This is a genomic window from Enterobacter cloacae complex sp. P6RS (genome assembly GCF_014982245.1).
In the GTDB taxonomy this organism is placed as follows: Bacteria; Pseudomonadota; Gammaproteobacteria; order Enterobacterales; family Enterobacteriaceae; genus Enterobacter; species Enterobacter bugandensis.
In genome coordinates this window covers 1-2,022 of sequence record NZ_JADCLB010000054.1, presented here as the reverse complement: position 1 = coordinate 2,022, position 2,022 = coordinate 1, and the positions used below count along the sequence as shown (strand labels likewise).

Annotated in this window: 3 protein-coding genes; all 3 read right to left on the bottom strand. The window is 41.7% G+C overall.

Annotation, left to right across the window (positions count from 1 at the left end):
- Nucleotides 1-13 precede the first annotated feature (13 nt).
- A complete protein-coding gene (locus INF73_RS21805) occupies nucleotides 14-523 on the bottom strand; it encodes a fimbrial protein (RefSeq protein ID WP_193547330.1) in 510 nt (169 codons plus the stop codon).
- Between the two features lie 11 nt (nucleotides 524-534).
- Nucleotides 535-1,491 (bottom strand): fimbrial protein, encoded by a 957-nt coding sequence (locus tag INF73_RS21800; RefSeq protein ID WP_193547329.1) that lies wholly within the window; start codon nucleotides 1,489-1,491, stop codon nucleotides 535-537.
- Nucleotides 1,488-2,022, bottom strand: a 535-nt coding sequence (locus tag INF73_RS21795; RefSeq protein WP_193547328.1) for a fimbria/pilus outer membrane usher protein, incomplete at its 5' end; no start/stop codon positions are given. The genes INF73_RS21800 and INF73_RS21795, both read right to left, overlap by 4 nt.

The following is a 2,022-nucleotide window of genomic DNA, read 5'->3' as shown; positions in this document are numbered from 1 at the left end:
GATGTGCGTGCGGCTACTCATAGTTCATTGTAAACATCATTGTCGCAACAGCTGGACCCGGTTGGATCTCATTCATTGGACGCGTTGATTCATAGCTTGCTTGAAATGAAAGTGTATCGGATGATGATGTAACGCTTCTGAAAGGAGTATAATCATTTATGTTATAGGCGTTTCCTGAGGCGTTCATCAGACGCACTCCTATACCACGATCTTTATCGTTGATATCATCAAGAGCTAAGAGCTGACCATTATTCGGATCTGCCTGTCCAGCAAAATAGACCTGTAGTCGACTATTTCCAGGGCAGCGTAGTGATATGTTGAATGGGACTGCAGGACTTCGGGAGCCTACTGTAGTAAACGACTCTTTTTTCCAGTCTCCCAGATTAATAATTTGGTATTGCGACGTAGTATTTATCTCACAGTTTAAAAAAAAGACCGAAGACGTAAAATTTAGTTGAACATCTTGTGCTAAAAGGGCATGAGGCAGTATTAATAGTTGTAATGCTAAAATTCTGGAAAACATTGGGTAACATCCTATTGATAAGAAAATGTGACTGTAGCTGTAGCTTGTACCGGCCCACCGGTAACGTAATTTAAAACCTGGACTAACCGCGCTGACCAATTGAATGTATGGCTTCCGGACACCGTTCCGACGATCAATGGCGAATTCAGTGCCATAACGTTACTATTCTCATCGAGTAGTTGTAATGCAAGCCCTTCAGAACCATCACTGACAGGAAGAATTTTTATTGCGCTATTAGGTGGCGTTGCATTAGGGTCAGCTGTGGCTGAAATTGTCGCACTCACTTGCACTGAACCAGAGCACTGGATACCTATACTAAATGGTGTTGCAGTGGACGTTTTCCCCGGGGCACCAAATTCATTATGGTTATGGCTTCCCATATTAATGTTCATTGTTGAAGGTGTAGTGATATCACATGAAGTCACAAGCAGTCCTATATCTCCGGTATAACCTGCCGAGCCTGAACCATCAGGATGTATCTCAACAAAGGGGGTGCCACTACCGAAAAGTATATTTCCAGAGAACTCACTGGGTGTGTTACCCGTTTTAACAAAGGTAATAGTTATTGAATGAAAACTAAAGTCTCCCGCTGGCATTGCGTATTCGTTGCTACTGCCAGCATAACCATAGCCATCAACATATATTTTTATACCGATTGCAGGTACAGCGGTATTAAAAACATTGCTGAAAGAGGTTGCCTCAGAAAATGAAGGCCCCATGTCGAAACGTATTGTACTGTTAGCTGATGAATCACAATTTCCTATTATACCAAGTGAGCTGAAATCAGCGGTTATTGTTATGATTTCATGCCCTATAGATATAGCGGGAGAAATCTGAACAGGAGCGTGTGGAGGAAGTAAAGCATTTATAGGATTAGTAATTGTGCATGTGGCAAGAATTTTAAAAGAGGATATTAGTAAAATTAGCCCCATTATAAATTTGGAAGTAAAAGCCATTTTTAATCTCATTTACATTCTCCATTTAGCAATATAATTCCGCTTTCATCTTCGGTGCCATCCGGGATTTCATAGTTAGCACTGCAGACCTTGGATCCATTATCCCAAATGGCTCTCACTTGACCATTTTTTGTCAATCCGCTTAGAAACACCTCTCCATCATCTCCAACAATTGCCTCGTAATCATCAATCCCAGTTACTTTAACTGTTGCTCCAAACGGGACATTTTTATTTTCATAATGAAGGGTCATTAACGCTCTGCGTCCATGGTTTGTCTTATATTTGGCAAGTACTACTGCGCCGGCTGTAGGAACTACATTCTGGGCATATTCCGTTAGCTCTACATTAGGTGAGAGTGCATCTGGATTAAGGATAATGCTCGCTTTTCTATAAGGACTGAGATAAGGAATAATGGCATAGCCGCGGGAATCTGTTCGCACGCCTGTTTTGTTTTGTATACTTATATCACTAGCACCATCTGCCTTGACCAGCGCAATTGCGCTCATATCCCCGTATACTGGTTGTCCTAATGTTATGCCGTAC